Origin of the sequence: Nocardia sp. NRRL S-836 (assembly GCF_001279525.1) — a bacterium.
GTDB lineage: Bacteria > Actinomycetota > Actinomycetes > Mycobacteriales > Pseudonocardiaceae > Lentzea.
Map to the genome: position 1 here is coordinate 318,596 of NZ_LGDY01000001.1, position 16,704 is coordinate 335,299.

Consider the following 16,704-nt stretch of genomic DNA (forward strand, 5'->3'; position numbering starts at 1 on the left):
AGGTGCCTCCCACCGCAGTGACGTTTGTTGCGCAGCGCCCGAAGTGTCGTCAACATCGAAGGATGTCGAAGCAAGAGGCGGGCTGCTGCGCACCGCTGTCGGAGGCACCTCTCGCGCCTGAGCAGGCGGCGGAGCTGTCGGCGATGTTCAAGGCGCTCGGCGACCCCGTGCGCCTGCGGCTGCTGTCGATGATCGCCTCACAGCCGGGCGGCGAGGTCTGCGTCTGTGACCTCACGCCCGCGTTCGACCTGTCCCAGCCGACCATCTCGCACCACCTCAAGCTGCTGCGCCAGGCCGGTCTGGTCGACGCCGAGCGGCGCGGCACGTGGGTGTACTACCGGGCGCGGCCGGAGACGACCGACCGGATGGCGGCCGTGCTGAGCACGGCCCCGGTGAGCTGACCGCCACCCCACGGCCGGCGGCTGGTTCGGGTCGACGGCCTGGAACTGCTTGCGCTGTGGGACGTCCGAGCTTCCGCCCGATGCGTGCGATAGGTTGCCGACGTGACTGAGCTCGGAGCTGTTGCCTGGCCACCCGCCCCGATCACCACCGAGCGGCTCGTGCTCCGCCAGTCCGAGGCCCGGGATCGTCCGGCGCTCATCGAGTTGTTCGCCTCGCCGGAGGTGGGCACCCACATCGGTGGCGCTCAACCGCGTGACGAGCTCGAACGCACGGTACCCGAGGTGCCCGGTCGGCGCCCCGGCTTCTTCGTGGTCGAGCTCGACGGGGCGACGATCGGCATGATCACGTTCGATCGGCGCGTCGCGGACGCTCCGGGACCCGTCCGCCCGGATGCCGGGGAGGCCTGGCTCGGCTACCTGTTCCTGCCGGAGGCGTGGGGACGCGGGTACGCCGCCGAGGCGTGCGAGGCGGCGCTCAGCTGGTTCGCCGACGCGCTTCCCGGCGAGCCGGTGGTGCTCTGCACCCAGGCCGCCAACGACCGCGCGATGCGCCTCGCGGCGAAGCTGGGGTTCACCGAGGTGGAGAGGTTCGAGGCGTTCGGTGCCGAGCAGTGGTTCGGCGAGCGGGTGTGGTCAGCGGCGCCGACCCGGAGCAGAGCCGCCGTGTCCGACATCCCCGAGGTGCTGTTCGTCTGCGTGCACAACGCGGGCCGCTCCCAGATGGCCGCGGCGCTGCTGCAGCACCACGGCATGGGCCGGATCGCCGTTCGTTCCGCCGGTTCCGAACCCGCGGAGGAGGTCAACCCGGCCGCTGCCGCGGCGCTGGCCGAGTGGGGTCTGGACATCACCGCCGAGGTGCCGTCGAAGCTCACGACCGAGGACGTCGAGGCGTCCGACGTGGTGATCACGATGGGCTGCGGCGACACGTGCCCGGTGTTCCCCGGCAAGCGCTACCTCGACTGGCAGCTCGACGACCCCGCCGGCCAGGGCATCGACGCCGTGCGGCCCATCCGCGACGACATCGACCGCCGCGTCCGCGGCCTGGTGGCCGAACTGCTCGACTGACACCGCTCGTCCTCGCCGACGCCGACGCCGCGCGGCCGGACACCGGGCTCGACAGCCAACGCGCGAAGCCGCACGGCTACCGCGGCACGCTGGCCGTCGACAACGCGGCCGCGAGCACCCCCACCGCCCCCAGCACCACGAACACCGCCGGGTAGCCGCCCAGCCACGCCGCCAGCGCACTGCCCGCCCAGGGCGCGACCGCCCCCGTGAGCATGACCGGTGCGGTGAGCATCCCGTTGAGCTGTCCGTAGTGGACGGACCCCCACCGGTCGGTGATGGCGGTCGCCTGCACGAGCGTGAAGATCCCGCGCGTGACACCGGCGAGCACCGAGCCCGCGACCAGCAGCAGCGCCGGACCGGGCACCACGCCCAGCAGGACGGTCACCGCCGCGCTGACCAGCAGGACCAGCAACGTCCGGACGCGCACCGAGGTCCGTGCGGACAGCCTCGCGTAGCCGAGCCGGCCGAGCACCTGGCCGATCCCGCCCAGGCCGAGTGCGACGGCGGCGGCCGAGGTCGTCATGCCGCGTTCGGTCAGCAGCGGAACGAGGTTGATCACGACTGCGTAGACGCTGAACGCGGCCAGGCTCATCGCGACCACCAGCACCAGGAACGGTCTGCTGCGCGCCACCGCGGACGGGGCGTGCCCGGTGTCGTGCTCGACCGGCGGCCATGGCAGGCGCAGGCCCCACAGGTGCAGCGGAACCGTGCTGACGGCGAGGAAGGCGGCGAGCACCAGGTAGGTGCCGCGCCAGTCCACGTGGTCGTTCAGCACGGCGGTCAGCGGCGCGAACACGGTGCTCGACAGGCCCGCCACCAGGGTGAGCACGGTCAGCGCCGACACCCGGCGTGGCCCGTACCAGCGGGTCAGCGCGGCGAACGCGGGCGCGTAGAACACCCCGGCCATGGCGACACCCGCCAGCAGCCACGCGGCGGTGAACCACCCGAGCGAGCGCGCGGTCGCCAGCGCGAGGAGTGCGAGGACGGCGAGCACCGAGCCGGTGGTCATGATGGCGCGCGGTCCGTGCCGGTCGAGCAGCCTGCCGACCGGCACCCCCACCAGACCGGCGACGACCTGGCTCGCGGAGAACCCGGCCGTGATCACCGCGAGCGACCACCCGGTGCGCGCGCTGATCGTCGGCAGCAGCACCGGGAAGGCGTAGTAGAGCACGCCCCAGCTGATGATCTCGGTGGCGCACAGCACGACCAGCACCCGGCGCAGCCCGGCGTCGACACCGGGCCGCGCGGCGGTGTCAGCGTGCACCGGGAGCGAGACCGATCGCCACGTCGACCGGCTCGGGCACGGCGCAGCAGCCACCGCCGTTCTCCTGCTCCTCGGGAGCGTCGAACACGCCCGCACCACCGCAAACCCCGGTCTCCGGCAGCACGAGCTCCACCCGCGCCGCCGACCCGTGGTCGCCCGCGATGGCGGCCACGACGGAGCGGACCTGCTCGTAGCCGGTGAGCGCGAGGAACGTCGGCGCGCGGCCGTAGCTCTTCATGCCCACCAGGTAAACGCCCGGCTCCGGATGGCGCAACTCGCTTTCTCCGTGCGGGTACACGGTTCCGCACGAGTGGACGTTCGGGTCGATCAACGGCGCGAGCCGCACCGGCGCCTGCAACACCGGGTCGAGGTCGAGCCGGATCTCCGACAGCCACGACAGATCCGGCCGGAACCCGGTCAACGCCACGACCTCGTCGACGCCCTCGACCCGGTGGCCGTCGAACGACTCCAGCGCAAGCCTCCCGTCAGCATCCCGCTCGACCGCGGCGGTGCGGAACCCGGTGACGGTCTCGATGTGACCGGCCTCGGCGGCCTTCCGCGCGCGCAGCCCCAACGCACCGCGCGCAGGCAGCTGATCGGCGTCCCCGCCACCGAACGCGGTGCCGACCGCGCCGCGGCGCAGCAGCCACACGATCTTCGTGCCCGGCTCCTGCTCCGCGAGGCCCGCGAGCGCGACCAGCGCCGTGAGCGCCGAATGCCCGCTGCCCGCGACGGCGATCCGCTTGCCCGCGTACCGGGCGCGGTCGGTCGCGAGGTCCGGCACGCGGTAGCTGATCCGCGCCTCCGCCGCCCGCTCACCCACGACGGGCAGCCCGTCGCCGCCCAGCGGGTTGGGTGAACCCCAGGTCCCGGACGCGTCGATCACCGCACGTGCCACGACGCGTTCCTCACCGGCCGCGGTCCGCACGTGCACCGTCAACGGCTCGTCCTCCCGGCCCGCGTCCACGACCCGGTCGCGCCCGCGCCGTGCCACCCCGGCCACCCGCGCCCCGAACCGCACCCGTTCGCCGAGAGCCTCGGCCAACGGCCCGAGGTAGCGACCGACCCAGTCGGCACCGGTCGGACAGGTGTCCTCGGCGGGACGCGTCCACCCGGCCCCGACCAGCAGTCGCTCGGCCGCCGGATCGACCAGCTCGCTCCAGCGCGAGAACAGCCGGACGTGGTTCCACTGCGCCACCGCGGCCCCCGCCCGGTCACCCGCCTCCAGCACGAGCACCGGCACACCCCGTTCGACCAGGTGCGCCGCCGCGGCCAGACCAACGGGACCGGCACCCACCACGACGACCGGAAGCTCACCCACGACGCACCCCTTGTATCGAAGTATTTCGAATCAACGGGAAGACCGTATCGACCGACGTCGATTACTGCAATCATCGATCTGCGTCGATACTCTGGGCATGGGGGTGCACCTGTGGACACGACCGCGATCCTGGGCGCTGTGGCACATCCGGGCGGCTTGCTGGTGCGCCGACCGGAGCTGACGGTGGGTGTCGTGCGCGCGGTGTCCACGCTCTCGGCGTTGGAGATCGAGCTACTGGCCCGGCAACCACTGGACCGCCGCAGCGCACTCGAGCGGCAGCACGACATCCGAGCCGGACGTCCGAACCCGGTCGCACCGCGCCGACTGCTACCGGTGTACGACGAGGGCATCGATCTGCGCGTGGGCCGGCTCGACCACACCGGCCGGGTGCGCTGGGAGTACGTCAGGTCCTCCTCGGGGAGCAGCGGTGACCACCACCTCGGCGCGAACGGCCCCACGCACCGGGCCGTGTTCCGGTTCCCGCCGGCGTTCGACGAGATGTCGCTCGTGCTCGCCTGGCCGGAGATCGGCTTCCCGGAAACGGTCATCACCCTGCCGCTGCCCGACCGGACCACCGTCGAGCGGGCCACGACGACGATCTGGCGGGCACCGCTGGACACCCGCCCCGTGCCGGAAGGGCTCACGCACCACACCGTCCCCTGGCAGCGCCCACCGGCCATCGAGGAAGGCACAATCGTGGCGCCGCCACGGGTGCTGCACCGCCGCGATCACGAGGCGGCCGTCGTGATCAGCCGGTTGACCGCCGTGGGCCCGACGCTGTCCATGGAACTGCTCAGCATCGCCCAAGGCGATTCGGCGAACGCGGTCATCGCCCGAGCGTTCGCGCGTGAGCAACCGGTCCCCGGTCTTTCGGACGACCCGGCGCAACTCCGGGCGATGGGCCCCGACGCCTCGGTGGCGGTGCTCCGCGGGCACGAGGCCGTCTGGATCAAGCCGGGTGACGGCTCCTCCTCCGGCGGCGAGCAGAGCTTCAGCAGCCTCAGGGAGCTCACCCTGCACCGCCCGCAGGACGATCTGCTCGACCTGGTCGTGGCCTGGCCCCTCGCCGGACTTCACGACGTGCGGGTGCACGTGCCGTTGACCGGGTTGAGCACGCACGGCACGGCATGACGACCGGGCCGGTTCAGCACAGGTCGGGCAGGACGAACGTGCTCTCCTCCACGCGGGCCTGACCGGTTTCGACGAGGTCGGCGGCACGGGCGAGGAACGCGGTGAGCGACGGCGCTTTCGGTTCCTCCAGGTCGGGCACGTTGGGACGGAACACGACCTGTCCCGCAGTGCCGCGCTCGCCGGGATCGAGGTCCAGGACGTAGCAGTCGCCCTGGAACGCGAGGAACGGCAACCAGGACGCCGACCACACGGTCCACCGGTAGTACGAGGGCTGCTCGACGGGCTCGGCCATGTCACCGACCACGTCGGTGAGCATGCGGTGCATCTCGATGATCTCGTCGATGGTCAGGAAGTGGCAGAAGTTGAGCGGCCCGTACAGCTGGCCGGGATCGTGCTGGCCGGCCGACGTGCGCAGCAACGCACACAGGTCGGCCGGGAGGACGAGCCCGGTCGCGGCGGCGAGCCGGTCGAGATCTTCGTCGGTCGCGCCGGGCAGGAACGGCGCGGTCTCACGCAACTCACGTTCGACGGCGGCCCGCAACCGCGTGAACTCCCGGACTGTGTCGTTCATGTCGGCCAGTCTGTCGTACCCGGAGGTCAGCGCGGCAGCGTCCCGTTGCGGTGCAGGTGGCTCCGCGCGTACTCGATCGCCTCCGGTGTGGTCGCGAACATCCGCACACCGTGGGTTTCGAGCTGACGCCGGTGCTCGTCCCGCACACCGGACAGCAGCACGGTGATCCCCCGGCGCTCCAGCCGTTCGACGGCGTCGCGCAGCACCAGTGCGCCCGTTCCGTCCATGGTGGACACGTGCGACAGGCGCAGAATCACCACCGACACCTCGGCGATCTCGGTGAGCTCCAGCAGGAAGCGGTGGGCGGCGGCGAAGAACAGCGGGCCGTCCAGCCGGTAGGCGACGATGTGCTCGGCGAGCAGGTCGTGCTCCTCCTGGGTGTGGTCGCCGGGTTCGAGCGGTTCCTCGTCGATCCGCACGGACCGGGCGACGGCGCGCAGTGCGAGCGCTCCCGCCACGACCAGGCCGAGGATGACAGCGGTGACCAGGTCGAGGGCCAGCGTCGCGACGGCGGTGAGGACGAGCACGAGCGCGTCGGAACGGTTGGCGCGCATCAGCACCCGCACCGCACCGACCTCGACCATGCGCACCGCGGTGGCGATCAGCACGCCGGCCAGCACGGCCAGCGGGATGCGCCCGACCACGGGTGCGGCCGCCAGCATGACCACGGCGAGGGTCACGGCGTGGACGAGGGCCGCCAGGCGTGAACCGGCGCCGGACCGGACGTTGACCGCCGTGCGCGCGATGGCCGCCGTGGCGGGCACACCGCCGAAGACGGGTGCGACGACGTTCGCGATGCCCTGGCCGAACAGCTCCCGGTCCGGGTCGTGGCGCTGGTTCACGCTCATGCCGTCGGCGACCGTGGCGGACAGCAGGCTCTCCAACGCGGCCAGCGCCGCCACGGCGACCGCGGACGGCAGCAGCGACCACAGCGCCGTGACGTCCAGAAAGGACAGTGAGGGTGCGGGCAGGAAGGCCGGTAACGCGCCGATCCGGGCGACCGGCAGGGACCACAGCTCCGCCGCCACCGTGCCGAGCGCGACCGCCAGCAGCGAGAACGGGATCGCGGGCTTCCAGCGCGCGCCGAGGAGCATGACCGCGGCCACCCCGCCGGCCAGTGCGACCGCGGGCCAGGACGGACCGGAACCCAGGGCGCGCACGGCGTTCACCACGACGTTGTGGCCGTCGCCGGCCGGCACACCGAGCGCCGCGGGCACCTGCTGCAACGCGATCACGGCCGCGATCCCGATGGTGAAGCCCTCGATCACGGGCGCGGGCACGTACCGCATGTACCGCCCGGCCCTGGCCACCGCCAAGGCGAGGAGCAGCAGCCCCGCCAGCAGCCCGACGGTCAGCACGCCGCCGGGACCGAACTCCGCGACGATCGGCACCAGCACGACCGTCATCGCTCCCGTGGGACCGGAGACCTGCAGGCTGGAGCCGCCGAACACGGCCGCGAGCGCGCCCGCGACGATCGCGGTCGCCAGTCCCGCGGCGGCACCCAGCCCCGACGCCACGCCGAACCCCAGTGCCAGCGGCAACGCCACCACCGCGACCGTGAGTCCCGCGAGGAGGTCCTTCGGCGCCGCGGCCGTCCAGTCCGCCCTGGCCGGCAGGAACGTTCTCACGCCGAGTTCTCGCGCAGCTGTTCGAGCAGCTCGTTCTGTCCCACCAGCAGCTCGGTCAGGATCCGCCGTGCCGCCTTCATCAGGTCGGCCACGTCGGCACCTGCCAGCGCGTACACCACCGTCGGCCCCTCACGGGTCGCCGTCACGATGCCGGACCTGCGCAACACGGCCAGCTGAGCGGAGAGGTTGGACGGCTCCACCGCGATCTCGGTCAACAGGTCGCGCACCGCCTTCGGCCCGTCCTGCAACAGCTCCAGCACCCGGATGCGCACCGGGTGGCCCAGCATGCGGAAGAACTCCGCCTTCGCCTGGTACAGCGGAACCGGCACCGCTCACCCCTCCCGGGGCGCGGGCACAGCGACCCCGTGCTCGGCGGCGAGGCGCCGCAGGTTGGCCAGATCGGCCGAGTGCACCTCGGCCGCGTACTCGTCCTGCTGTTCCACCGCCCGGCGCACCGCCTGCTCGGCCTGTTCGACGCGGACCAGCAGGCTCTCCCTGAACTCGTTCACGGACACCACGACCTGTCGAGTTGAACAATTCTTCAATTCGACAGTCTACAGATCCGTCAACGGTGGCGCGGACGCGTCAGGGCCCGGCCGGGTCCCCCGTCAGGACGGGACCTTGGTCCCTGGAACGGCCCTTCCGCACGGCGCAAGGTAGGGGTGTTCACCAGACCAGCAGGAGGCATGCGGTGCACCACACCGGCGCGATGCGGACCGCGGTCGCTGTCACCCGCTACTTCGACAGCGTGGTCGACCGCCTCGCCCGCGAGGGCGTCGACGTGGCGCAGGTCGTCCTGGAGCTCACACCGACCCGCCCGATGAGCGGCCAGGTCGTCACCGGGCGCGGTCCGGTGCTGCACTGGCGCGAGGACCTGGGCTGGAGCAACGGCATCCGCACCACCGGCCCGTCCGCGCACCCCGGCGAGGTCGCCGACCTGCTCGACGAGATGTGAGGGCCTGCCCGGCTCACGACCGGGCCAGGCACCGCCGCACCGCGTCCGCCACCGCGGCCGGGTCGTCCAGCTGCACCAGGTGGGACGCACCCGGCACGATGCGGTGCATGCCGTGCGGCGCGAAGTCGGCCATCGCCCCGTGCGCGGTGAGGATGCGTCGCGCGGACCTCGCGCCACCCAGCGTTCCCCCCGCTGTGAGCACCAGCCACGGCACGTCCGGCAACGGATGTGCGCCACGCAGCGCGTCCACCTCGGCGACCAGGTCCGCGTACCCGGCGAGCTCCTCCACCGCACCGATGCCCGCAGGCGGCCGGCCAACCAGGCGCAGCAACCCACCGGCCAAGCTCGCCGCCGGGCCCGCCGCCCCCAGCCGGACGAGGACGGAAGCGCACACCGCGCCGAGGTCGAAGGGCCGGCCGATCCCCGGTGGCGCGAGGCTGGGGTCCACGAGCACCGCACCGCGCACCCGAGCAGGCCGCAGCCGCGCGCAGGCCTCCACGTGCAGCCCGGCGAGCGAGTGCCCGACCAGCACGGCGGGAGCGCCGGCGACGTCCAGCACCGCGTCGAGCACATCGGTCTCCCGCCGCGCCGACGGGGCTTCCGGGGACGGGGTGCTCCCACCGGTTCCCGGCCGGTCGAACCGCAGCACCCGCGCAGCGGGCACGAGCAGCCGGGTCACGGCGTCCCAGTCGGCGACCGCTCCCGCCAGCCCCGAGGTCAGCACGACCGGCGGGGCGTCCGCAGGTCCGTCGACCACGACGCGCACCTCGGAGCCGGAAACGTGGATCATGGGTACCAGCATGGACCAAGGACGACGATGACGCCGGTACCGCAGAAGCCGGCCGACCGGACAGCAGCGTGGCTGATCACCGCCGCGGTGCTCTACTCGTGCTGGCTGCTGGAGCTCGTCCTGCCCACCGGCCTGTCCGTGTTCGACAGCTACGTCAGCGAGCTGCTCGCCGACGACCAGCCCTTCCGGTGGATCTTCCGCACCACCGACACGCTGGCCGCCTGCTGCCTGCTGCTCGCCGCACGGGGTCTGCGCAGGTGGCTGCCCGCCCCGCCGGGCGCCCGGCTCGGCAGCAGACTGGCCGACCGGCTGGTCGTCGTGGCCGTGGTCGTCTTCGCGGTCGCCACCCTCGCCAACACGGCGCTGTCGCTGGACTGCGCGGCGAGCGCCGACGCGCTGTGCCGGCACCGCGAGGAGATCGGCGCCGTGTCGCTCGGGCACCGGTTGCACCAGGTCACGAGCCTGCTGACGTTCGGCGGCGCCCTGGTCGCGTTCGCCTGCCTCGAACGCCGCACGCCCCGGTGGGACGCCGGGGTGGTGGTCGTCCTGCTGACGGCCACCGGCGTGCTGTCCGCGGTGCTGGCGGACCAGCCGGGCGCGGGACTGGTGCAACGCGCCCAGCTGCTGACCATCGCGGCCGGGCTGGTGCTCCTGGCGCGATCGCGCAGACGCGTCCGCTGACCAACGCGGTCGTCCACGTGGTGACCGGCCTCAGCCGACCTCGTCGCGGACGGCGGTGTCGAGGTCGGTGGCGGTCAGGCCGAAGGTCGCGGCGGTCTCCGTCGCGTCCAGGTGGAACGGTGCGTACCACTGGTAGTCCATCTCGGCCACCTCGCGGGCCATCGGCACGACCAGCCCGGCTGTCCGCATCACGAAGCGCGGCAGCTGCACCAGCTTGAGCGGCGGCTTGCCCGCGGCGGCGGCGTAGCGGCCCGCGAGGTCGCGGATGGTGACGGCCGGCGGGGACGGCACGTGCCAGGCCCGGCCCCACGCGCGGTCGTCCGCGGCCAGCGTGACGAGGGCACGTGCCATGTCGCCGTTGACGGTGAAGGAGTGCGGCACGTCGAGGTGACCGGTGATCCACGCCGGCCTGCCCTTCTCCAGGGCCGGCTTGATGAGCACCGGGTAGATGCCGTTGGCGCCCTTGCCGACGAAGTCCGAGCCGCGGACCTCGACGGTGCGGATGTCCGCGGCCAGCGCCTGTTCCCACATGCGCCTGCGCAGACGGCCCTTGCGACCGGCGGCGGCCATGGTGGTGTGCTCGTCCATCCGGCCACCGGGCTGCGGGCCGTAGGCGTAGAGGCTGCCGGTCAGCGCCAGGACGGCGTCGTTGGCCCGCGCGGCGGTGATGGCCGCCGTCTGCAGTGGTGGCAGCAGGCGTTCCCACGTGGTGTACGACGGCGGGTTGGCGCAGTGGTAGATCGCCTCCGCGCCGCGGGACAGCTCGGTCAGGCCGATCGGGTCGGACGCGTCCGCGGCGACCCGGTCGACCAGCGGGTGCTCGGGACCGGAACCGCTGCGGGTGACGATCCGGACGGTCTCCCCGCGCCCGGCGAGCAGGCGGGCGACGTTGGTGCCGATGGAACCCGCACCGAGGACGACGTGCTTGGCCATGGCTCTCCTCCTCGATCCGGCCGAGCCGGATCTAACGCTGTTAGATTTTCTAACGTCGTTAACCCTCGCGCACGACGGCGAGGCGGTCAAGGGCGGTGACTAGTGTTCGAGGACACCACCGGAGCGAAGTGGCGGAGCATGCCGACCAGCACGAGACGGGCCCGCGAGCGGGCGAACACCCACCAGCGGATCATCGAGGCCGCGCTGCACGTCCTGGAGACCGAAGGCGTCGCGGCCCTCACGATCCGGCGCATCGCCGCCGACGTCGAGTACTCGGCGCCCGTCGTCTACCAGCACTTCGCCAACAAGGACGCGCTGCTGCTGGAACTGGTCGCGCACGGCCACCGGCTGCTGCTGGGCGAGCTCCGCCGCGCCGTGCGGGAGCCCGACGTGGACCGGCGCCTGACGCGTGCCGCTGCGGAGTACGTCCGGTTCGCCGGCGAGCACCCGCACCTCTACCAGGTCATGAACGCCCCGGTGGCCGACGCGGACGAACGCCGGCGCGTCGTGGCACCGGCGATCGAGGCCTTGGAGGAGCTGCTCACCGACTGGTCGGTCGCGCACGACGTGGACCTGGGCGATCGCACCCAGGCCTGCGAGGTCGTCTGGGGCACGCTGTACGGCATCGCCTCGCTGGGCCACCTCGGCACCGACCGCGCCCGCCACCTCGCCGAGGAGGCACTGCGCGCGATTCTGCTCGGCTGGCGGACCGAACCGCCGCGCGCCTCCGGCTGAGGCTTCGAGGACCGCCTCGACCCGCGAACCTCACGCCGGGTGGATGAGGCGGCTCTCGTAGGCGAAGACCACGGCCTGGATCCGGTCGCGGAGCTCGAGCTTGTGCAGGATCCGGCCCAGGTGGGACTTCACGGTGGCCTCCGCGAGGTGCAGGGTGGCCGCGATCTCGGCGTTGGACAGGCCGGAGCCCACCTGGACGAGCACCTCGCGCTCACGGGCGCTGAGCCTGCCCAGCCGCTCGTCACGGGCGGTGGCGACGGCGTCGGGGAGGTGCGGGCGGAGCTTCTCCAGCAGGCGGCGGGTGATGCGCGGGGAGACCACCGCGTCGCCCGCGGCCACGGTGCGGATCGCGGTGAGCAGTTCCTCCGGTCTGGTGTTCTTCAGCAGGAAGCCCGAGGCTCCGGCCTTGAGTCCGGCGAAGGCGTACTCGTCCAGGTCGAAGGTGGTGAGGATCAGCACCCTGGTCCGCGGGCAGGACCGGACGATCTGCCGGGTCGCGTCGATCCCGTCGGTTCCCGGCATGCGGACGTCCATGAGGACGACGTCGGGGCGCAGGTCGGTGGCGAGGCGGATTGCGGCGGCGCCGTCCTCGGCCTCGCCGACCGGTTCGAGGTCCGGCTGCGCCTCCAGGATCATGCTGAACGCCATGCGCAGCAGCGCCTCGTCGTCGGCGATCAGGACGCGGATCGTCATGCGGACGCCGCCGGGCCGTCGCCGAACACAAGGCGGGTGTGCACTCCCCAGCCGCCGCCGGGACGCGGGCCGGCCAGCACCGTGCCGCCGAAGCCGGCCGAACGCTCGCGCATGCCGGTGATGCCGTGGCCGGTGGGAGTGACCGGGGAGGTCGGCGGGCCGGTGTCCGTCACGTCGACGGTGACGGTCTCGGCGGCGCACTCGATCCGGACCTTCGCCTGGGTGCCGGTGGGTGTGTGCTTGAGGGTGTTGGTCAAGGCTTCCTGCACCAGGCGGTAGACGGTCAGCTGCGCGGTCGCGGGTATGTGCGAGTAGCCGCCGTCGACGTCGAGGTCGGTCGGGAGCCCGGCGGTGCGCATCTGCGCTGCGAGGGTGTCCAGTTGCGCGATGCCGGGCAGCGGGTGGCGCGCCGCGTCCGGTTCGTCGGTGCGCAGGACGCCGAGCGAGCGCCGCATGTCGGTCAGCGCCTGCCTGCCTGTTTCGGAGACCTGGAGCATCGCGGCGGTGGCTTTGCCGGGCGACCGGTGCTGCGCGTGGACGGCCGCGTCGGTGAGCGCGACCATGACGGACAGGTTGTGGGTGACGATGTCGTGCATCTCCCTGGTGATCCTGGCCCTCTCCTCGGCAACGGCCCGTTCTCGCACGGCCTGCAGGTAGGCGCGGGTGGCCCGGTCGTTCACCCCGAGGACGGCCGCGGCGACGACCGTCGCGGTGAGCGCGGCGAACGGGGTCAGGAACGCGCCGTCCGTCGCCCAGCGCAGGCAGGCGAGCACAGCCCCGATCTCCACGACGGTGATGGCGCCGAGCGTGACGCGCCTGCTGGAGGTCGCGGCCACCGTGTAGAGGGCCACCAGCAGTGCGATGGCCGCGGGCAGTTGAACGCCCACCACCCACTCGGCGAAAGCCGCCGCCACCACCGCACCGAACACCGGGAGCGGGGCCCGGCGCCGCCACATCAAGGGCAGCGCGAGTGCGGCGGTGAGCGCGACGGCCACCGGCAGCTCCGCGGGCGGCCACATGGTCAGGACGTGCAGCAGGAGAAGCGCAGGCAGCAGCGAGTCCCACACCGCCGGCGGCAGCCGGGACGCCCAGCGCCGCTCGGTCATCACGTGGTGATGCTAGGCCGACGGCCCGCCGCGCACATGAGCCCGGCGTCTGACGACGGCGAGCAGGAGTGCGACCGCGGGAGGAGTTCCGATACCGCCCGTGGTCGCAGTCCGGCCTCTGATCCGGGGGCTCGACTGCCACCGGGGACGGCATCGAGATCGCGCCTGAGGAGCGATGTGGCGGCACGGGTCCGGCACCGAACATGGCCGGGTGACCGAGATCATCACGGGGCTGAACCTGTCCCCGCTGGAAGTCCTGACGTTGCTCAGCGCCGTCGCGCTGGTGGTGGCGCGCTGGCTGCCCGCCGCTGCCCGGCCATCCGTCACCATCGCGGCAGGGGCGGTGTTCCTGCTGTCCGCGATCGCGCTGTGCGTGACGGGCATCCGCTGGCAGCTGCTGCCGGTGCTGGCCGGGGCGGCCGTCGTGGCGCCGTTCGCCTTCTCCCCGCTGGTGCGGGGTCGTGCCCGGCGGGTCCGCTGGTGGCTGGCGTTGCCGGGTTCGCTGGCCTGCGCCTGCCTGATCACCACAGGCCCCGTGGCAGCGTGGGCTTTCCCCGTTCCCGTCTTCCCGGAGCCCTCCGGCGGCTTCGCGGTCGGCACCCGTGTGCTGCAGTGGACCGACCAGGACCGCCCGGAGACCTTCACCGCCGATCCGCAGGACCGGCGCACGGTCGTGGCCCAGCTCTGGTACCCCGCGCGGACCAGCTCCGCGGACGTGCCGCGCGCCCAGTACCTCGGACGCACCGAGGACGAGGCGCGCACCGTCTCCGAAGCACTCGCCCGCGGAGTCGGCCTGCCGGGTTTCCTCCTCGACGGCGTGCCGCGCGCACGCACCCATGCGGTTCCCGACGCCCCGGTGGCCGGTGCGGGGGAACGGTTCCCGATCGTGCTGTTCTCGCCGGGGTCCGGCGGAGTGCGCACCCAGAACACCGCGTGGGCCGAACAGGTCGCCAGCCACGGCTACGTGGTGGCCGCGCTCGACCACCCGTACGACTCCGCCGCCGTCGTGCTCGACGACGGCCGGACGATCACCACCGCGACCGTCTCCACCGGCGACCGGGACGAGGACGACCGGCTGGCCGTCGACTGGACGGCGGTCCGAGCCGCCGACCTCCGCTTCGCGCTGACCCGGCTGGAGGGTCTCGACCGAGGTGACGGCGCGGACCCGCTGGCCGGGCGCCTGGACACCGGCCGGGTCGCCGCGACCGGTCACTCCATGGGCGGTGCCGCCGCACTGCAGGCCGCCAGGCAGGACCACCGGATCGACGCCGTCATCGACCTGGACGGCTACCCCCGCGGTCCCCTGTCGCCCGACCTGGGCCAGCCGGCGCTCGCGCTCACCCAGGCCATCACCCCGGCCACCGATCCGCGGTACCTGCCTCAGCTCACCGAGGTGCTCACACGCGGCACGGCGACGAACTACCGGCTCACCATCCCCGGCGCCGCGCACCTCACCTTCATGGACGGTCCCCTGTACCTGCCACCGGTGCCCTCGATCGTCGGTTCACTGGGCCGCACCGAGAGCCCGCGCGTCGTCGCCGCAGCCTGCCTCGCGTTCCTGGACTCCGCTCTCCGCAACGGATCCGGTGACCTGGAAGGCACCCTGTCGGCCTACGGCGAGCTCAGCGTGTTCCATCCCGTCAACGGCCGCTGACCGCTTCGAGGCCGCGCACAGGCCGGATGTGGGCGTAGCACGTGCCGCCCGCATTCGGCATTGCCTTCACACCGACGGGCAAATCAGCAAGTCAATGTCCCATTATTCATATCCGTGAATCAGGCGGCTGATCGGCGGAAAGGCACTTCGTGGTCGCACATTCAAGTAGTTCGGTGTTCATGAACGTGAATTGTATTGCCTGTCACGCGACCTTGCGCAATACTCGCCGGGAGCGCTCCCAGCCACATTGATTCCGGCCGCCATCGCGATCAGCACAGCTGGGAATGCCGTCACACGGTCCTGCTCGCAAGGAGGCGACGCAGCAGTCCGCGCACGGACAAGAGTGCGACAAAGCGGTTCACCGGTGTGTCCGCCGACATTGGTCGGCGGTATTCCAGCCGGTGCGGCAGAGGCTGCTTCGAAAACACCGACCGATCACGCCGCCGACGAGTGCGACCACACCCCGTCCACCCTTCGAAGACGCAGGAGACGAAATGAAACGATCAGTCGCATGGCGGATCCCGGCGGTCGTGGCGGCGTTGGCCGCCACGAGCGTGACCAGTGCGGTGCTGGTGATGTCACCGGCGTCGGCGGCGGCCGGCGCCGCGACCGGCTACGCGTCCCAGAACGGCGGCACCACCGGGGGCCAGGGCGGGGCGACGGTCCGGGCCACCACGGGAACGCAGATCCACCAGGCCCTGTGCGGCCGGGCGAGCAGCAGCACGCCGATCACCATCGAGGTCTCGGGCACGATCAACCACGGCAACACCGCCAAGGTCTCGGGCAGCAGCTGCGAGACCGCCGCGGGCGTGATCGAGCTCAAGCGGATCAGCAACGTCACCATCATCGGCGTCGGCGGCGGGGCCGTCTTCGACCAGGTGGGCATCCACATCCGCGAGTCCCGCAACATCATCATCCGGAACGTGACCGTCCGGAACGTCAAGAAGTCCGGCTCTCCCACGTCCAACGGCGGCGACGCCATCGGGATGGAGAACAACGTCCGCAACGTCTGGGTCGACCACGTCGACCTCCTGGCGTCGGGTGGTGAGTCGGAGGGCTACGACGGCCTGTTCGACATGAAGAACAACACCCAGTACGTGACCCTGTCCTACAGCACCCTGCGCAACTCCGGGCGCGGCGGGCTGGTCGGGTCCAGTGAGAGCGACCGCTCGAACGGGTTCATCACCTACCACCACAACCTGTACGCGAACATCGACTCCCGGGCGCCGTTGCTGCGGGGCGGCATCGCCCACATGTACAACAACCACTACGTGAGCCTGAACGAGTCCGGCATCAACTCCCGGGCCGGCGCGAAGGCCAAGGTGGACAACAACTACTTCAAGAACTCCCGTGACGTCCTCGGCACCTTCTACACCACCGAGGCCGGCTACTGGCAGGTCAGCGGCAACGTCTTCGACAACGTGACGTGGTCCGCCCCGAGCAGCGACCACAAGCCCGCCGGTCCTGACGTGAAGTCCACCACCTCCGTCTCCGTGCCCTACAGCTTCACCCTCGACCAGGCCGGCTGCGTGCCGAACGTCGTGAGCCGCACGGCAGGCGCCAACAAGGGTCTGAAGGAGACGGACGGCAGCTGCTAGAAAGCCCCGCACGTCCGCCGCACGCGGCGACGAGACCCACCCAGCTCGGCGCGTGGCCGTTCGATGTGGACACGGTCACGCGCCGAGCGCGGCGATGCGCTGCCGGATCCCGCTCCCCGTTGCGGAATCCGATCTTCGGCGGGTCGCCACGAACAGGTCGTTCCATCGATTGGAACGG

Annotated in this window: 18 protein-coding genes and 1 pseudogene; 9 read left to right on the top strand and 10 right to left on the bottom strand. The window is 72.1% G+C overall.

Annotation, left to right across the window (positions count from 1 at the left end; all coding sequences use genetic code 11):
• Positions 1 to 62: 62 nt before the first annotated feature.
• The 3 genes and pseudogenes from ADL03_RS01560 to ADL03_RS49280 all read left to right on the top strand — a co-directional run bounded on the left by ADL03_RS01560 (position 63) and on the right by ADL03_RS49280 (position 1,466).
• Positions 63 to 401 (top strand): helix-turn-helix transcriptional regulator, encoded by a 339-nt coding sequence (locus tag ADL03_RS01560; RefSeq protein ID WP_053731503.1) that lies wholly within the window; start codon positions 63 to 65, stop codon positions 399 to 401.
• A 159-nt stretch (positions 402 to 560) separates the two neighbouring features.
• A pseudogene (locus ADL03_RS49275) lies at positions 561 to 965 on the top strand (GNAT family N-acetyltransferase); the annotation flags it as partial.
• A gap of 99 nt (positions 966 to 1,064) precedes the next feature.
• Positions 1,065 to 1,466 carry an arsenate reductase ArsC gene (locus ADL03_RS49280; RefSeq protein WP_082372804.1) on the top strand — a complete coding sequence of 134 codons (402 nt, stop codon included), beginning with the start codon at positions 1,065 to 1,067 and terminating at the stop codon, positions 1,464 to 1,466.
• Positions 1,467 to 1,542: 76 nt separating this feature from the next.
• Here ADL03_RS49280 and ADL03_RS01570 read toward each other — a convergent pair whose 3' ends face one another.
• Both ADL03_RS01570 and ADL03_RS01575 read right to left on the bottom strand, forming a co-directional pair.
• Positions 1,543 to 2,730 (bottom strand): MFS transporter, encoded by a 1,188-nt coding sequence (locus ADL03_RS01570; protein WP_053731504.1) that lies wholly within the window; start codon positions 2,728 to 2,730, stop codon positions 1,543 to 1,545.
• Positions 2,720 to 4,051, bottom strand: a complete 1,332-nt coding sequence (locus tag ADL03_RS01575) for an FAD-dependent oxidoreductase (RefSeq protein ID WP_053731505.1) — start codon at positions 4,049 to 4,051, stop codon at positions 2,720 to 2,722. Before ADL03_RS01575 ends, ADL03_RS01570 begins: the two co-directional genes overlap by 11 nt.
• A gap of 111 nt (positions 4,052 to 4,162) precedes the next feature.
• Here ADL03_RS01575 and ADL03_RS01580 point away from each other — a divergent pair, with 111 nt between their 5' ends.
• The gene (locus ADL03_RS01580; RefSeq protein WP_053731506.1) at positions 4,163 to 5,182 is read left to right on the top strand and encodes a hypothetical protein; all 1,020 of its coding nucleotides are present in this window, start codon (positions 4,163 to 4,165) and stop codon (positions 5,180 to 5,182) included.
• A 13-nt stretch (positions 5,183 to 5,195) separates the two neighbouring features.
• Here ADL03_RS01580 and ADL03_RS01585 read toward each other — a convergent pair whose 3' ends face one another.
• From ADL03_RS01585 to ADL03_RS48045, 4 genes are read right to left on the bottom strand one after another with little or no spacing between them, the layout of a single operon-like run.
• Complete coding sequence (locus tag ADL03_RS01585) at positions 5,196 to 5,753, bottom strand: SMI1/KNR4 family protein (protein WP_053731507.1); 558 nt, start codon at positions 5,751 to 5,753, stop codon at positions 5,196 to 5,198.
• A 26-nt stretch (positions 5,754 to 5,779) separates the two neighbouring features.
• Complete coding sequence (locus tag ADL03_RS01590; protein ID WP_053731508.1) at positions 5,780 to 7,381, bottom strand: SulP family inorganic anion transporter; 1,602 nt, start codon at positions 7,379 to 7,381, stop codon at positions 5,780 to 5,782.
• Positions 7,378 to 7,668 (bottom strand): helix-turn-helix transcriptional regulator, encoded by a 291-nt coding sequence (locus ADL03_RS01595; RefSeq protein ID WP_197288009.1) that lies wholly within the window; start codon positions 7,666 to 7,668, stop codon positions 7,378 to 7,380. The genes ADL03_RS01590 and ADL03_RS01595 overlap by 4 nt, the downstream gene beginning before the upstream one ends.
• Before the next feature lie 45 nt (positions 7,669 to 7,713).
• Positions 7,714 to 7,890, bottom strand: a complete 177-nt coding sequence (locus ADL03_RS48045; RefSeq protein ID WP_197287978.1) for a hypothetical protein — start codon at positions 7,888 to 7,890, stop codon at positions 7,714 to 7,716.
• Between the two features lie 182 nt (positions 7,891 to 8,072).
• Here ADL03_RS48045 and ADL03_RS01605 point away from each other — a divergent pair, with 182 nt between their 5' ends.
• Positions 8,073 to 8,336: a hypothetical protein gene (locus ADL03_RS01605; RefSeq protein ID WP_053731511.1), complete on the top strand. Its 264-nt coding sequence runs from the start codon at positions 8,073 to 8,075 to the stop codon at positions 8,334 to 8,336.
• Between the two features lie 13 nt (positions 8,337 to 8,349).
• Here the strand turns inward: ADL03_RS01605 and ADL03_RS01610 are convergent, their stop codons facing one another.
• Positions 8,350 to 9,126, bottom strand: coding sequence for an alpha/beta fold hydrolase (locus tag ADL03_RS01610; protein WP_053731512.1), 777 nt, complete (start codon positions 9,124 to 9,126; stop codon positions 8,350 to 8,352).
• A 27-nt stretch (positions 9,127 to 9,153) separates the two neighbouring features.
• Here ADL03_RS01610 and ADL03_RS01615 point away from each other — a divergent pair, with 27 nt between their 5' ends.
• Entirely contained in the window at positions 9,154 to 9,807 is a 654-nt protein-coding gene (locus ADL03_RS01615) for a DUF998 domain-containing protein (RefSeq protein WP_053731513.1), read from the top strand.
• Between the two features lie 30 nt (positions 9,808 to 9,837).
• On the opposite strand, the gene ADL03_RS01620 is transcribed toward ADL03_RS01615, so the two are convergent.
• On the bottom strand, positions 9,838 to 10,740 hold the full coding sequence (locus ADL03_RS01620; RefSeq protein ID WP_053731514.1) for an NAD-dependent epimerase/dehydratase family protein: 903 nt from the start codon (positions 10,738 to 10,740) through the stop codon (positions 9,838 to 9,840).
• 138 nt (positions 10,741 to 10,878) lie between these two features.
• Here ADL03_RS01620 and ADL03_RS01625 point away from each other — a divergent pair, with 138 nt between their 5' ends.
• The gene (locus ADL03_RS01625; protein ID WP_053731630.1) at positions 10,879 to 11,475 is read left to right on the top strand and encodes a TetR/AcrR family transcriptional regulator; all 597 of its coding nucleotides are present in this window, start codon (positions 10,879 to 10,881) and stop codon (positions 11,473 to 11,475) included.
• Positions 11,476 to 11,505: 30 nt separating this feature from the next.
• Here the strand turns inward: ADL03_RS01625 and ADL03_RS01630 are convergent, their stop codons facing one another.
• Together ADL03_RS01630 and ADL03_RS01635 are read right to left on the bottom strand one after the other, a co-directional pair.
• Positions 11,506 to 12,168, bottom strand: a complete 663-nt coding sequence (locus ADL03_RS01630; protein ID WP_053731515.1) for a response regulator transcription factor — start codon at positions 12,166 to 12,168, stop codon at positions 11,506 to 11,508.
• Positions 12,165 to 13,274 (bottom strand): sensor histidine kinase, encoded by a 1,110-nt coding sequence (locus ADL03_RS01635; protein ID WP_053731516.1) that lies wholly within the window; start codon positions 13,272 to 13,274, stop codon positions 12,165 to 12,167. Before ADL03_RS01635 ends, ADL03_RS01630 begins: the two co-directional genes overlap by 4 nt.
• 211 nt (positions 13,275 to 13,485) lie before the next feature.
• On the opposite strand from ADL03_RS01635, the gene ADL03_RS01640 reads away from it, so the two are divergent.
• Both ADL03_RS01640 and ADL03_RS01645 read left to right on the top strand, forming a co-directional pair.
• Entirely contained in the window at positions 13,486 to 14,928 is a 1,443-nt protein-coding gene (locus tag ADL03_RS01640) for an alpha/beta fold hydrolase (RefSeq protein ID WP_197287980.1), read from the top strand.
• A gap of 494 nt (positions 14,929 to 15,422) precedes the next feature.
• Positions 15,423 to 16,526, top strand: coding sequence for a polysaccharide lyase family 1 protein (locus tag ADL03_RS01645; RefSeq protein WP_053731518.1), 1,104 nt, complete (start codon positions 15,423 to 15,425; stop codon positions 16,524 to 16,526).
• The last annotated feature ends 178 nt before the right edge of the window (positions 16,527 to 16,704 follow it).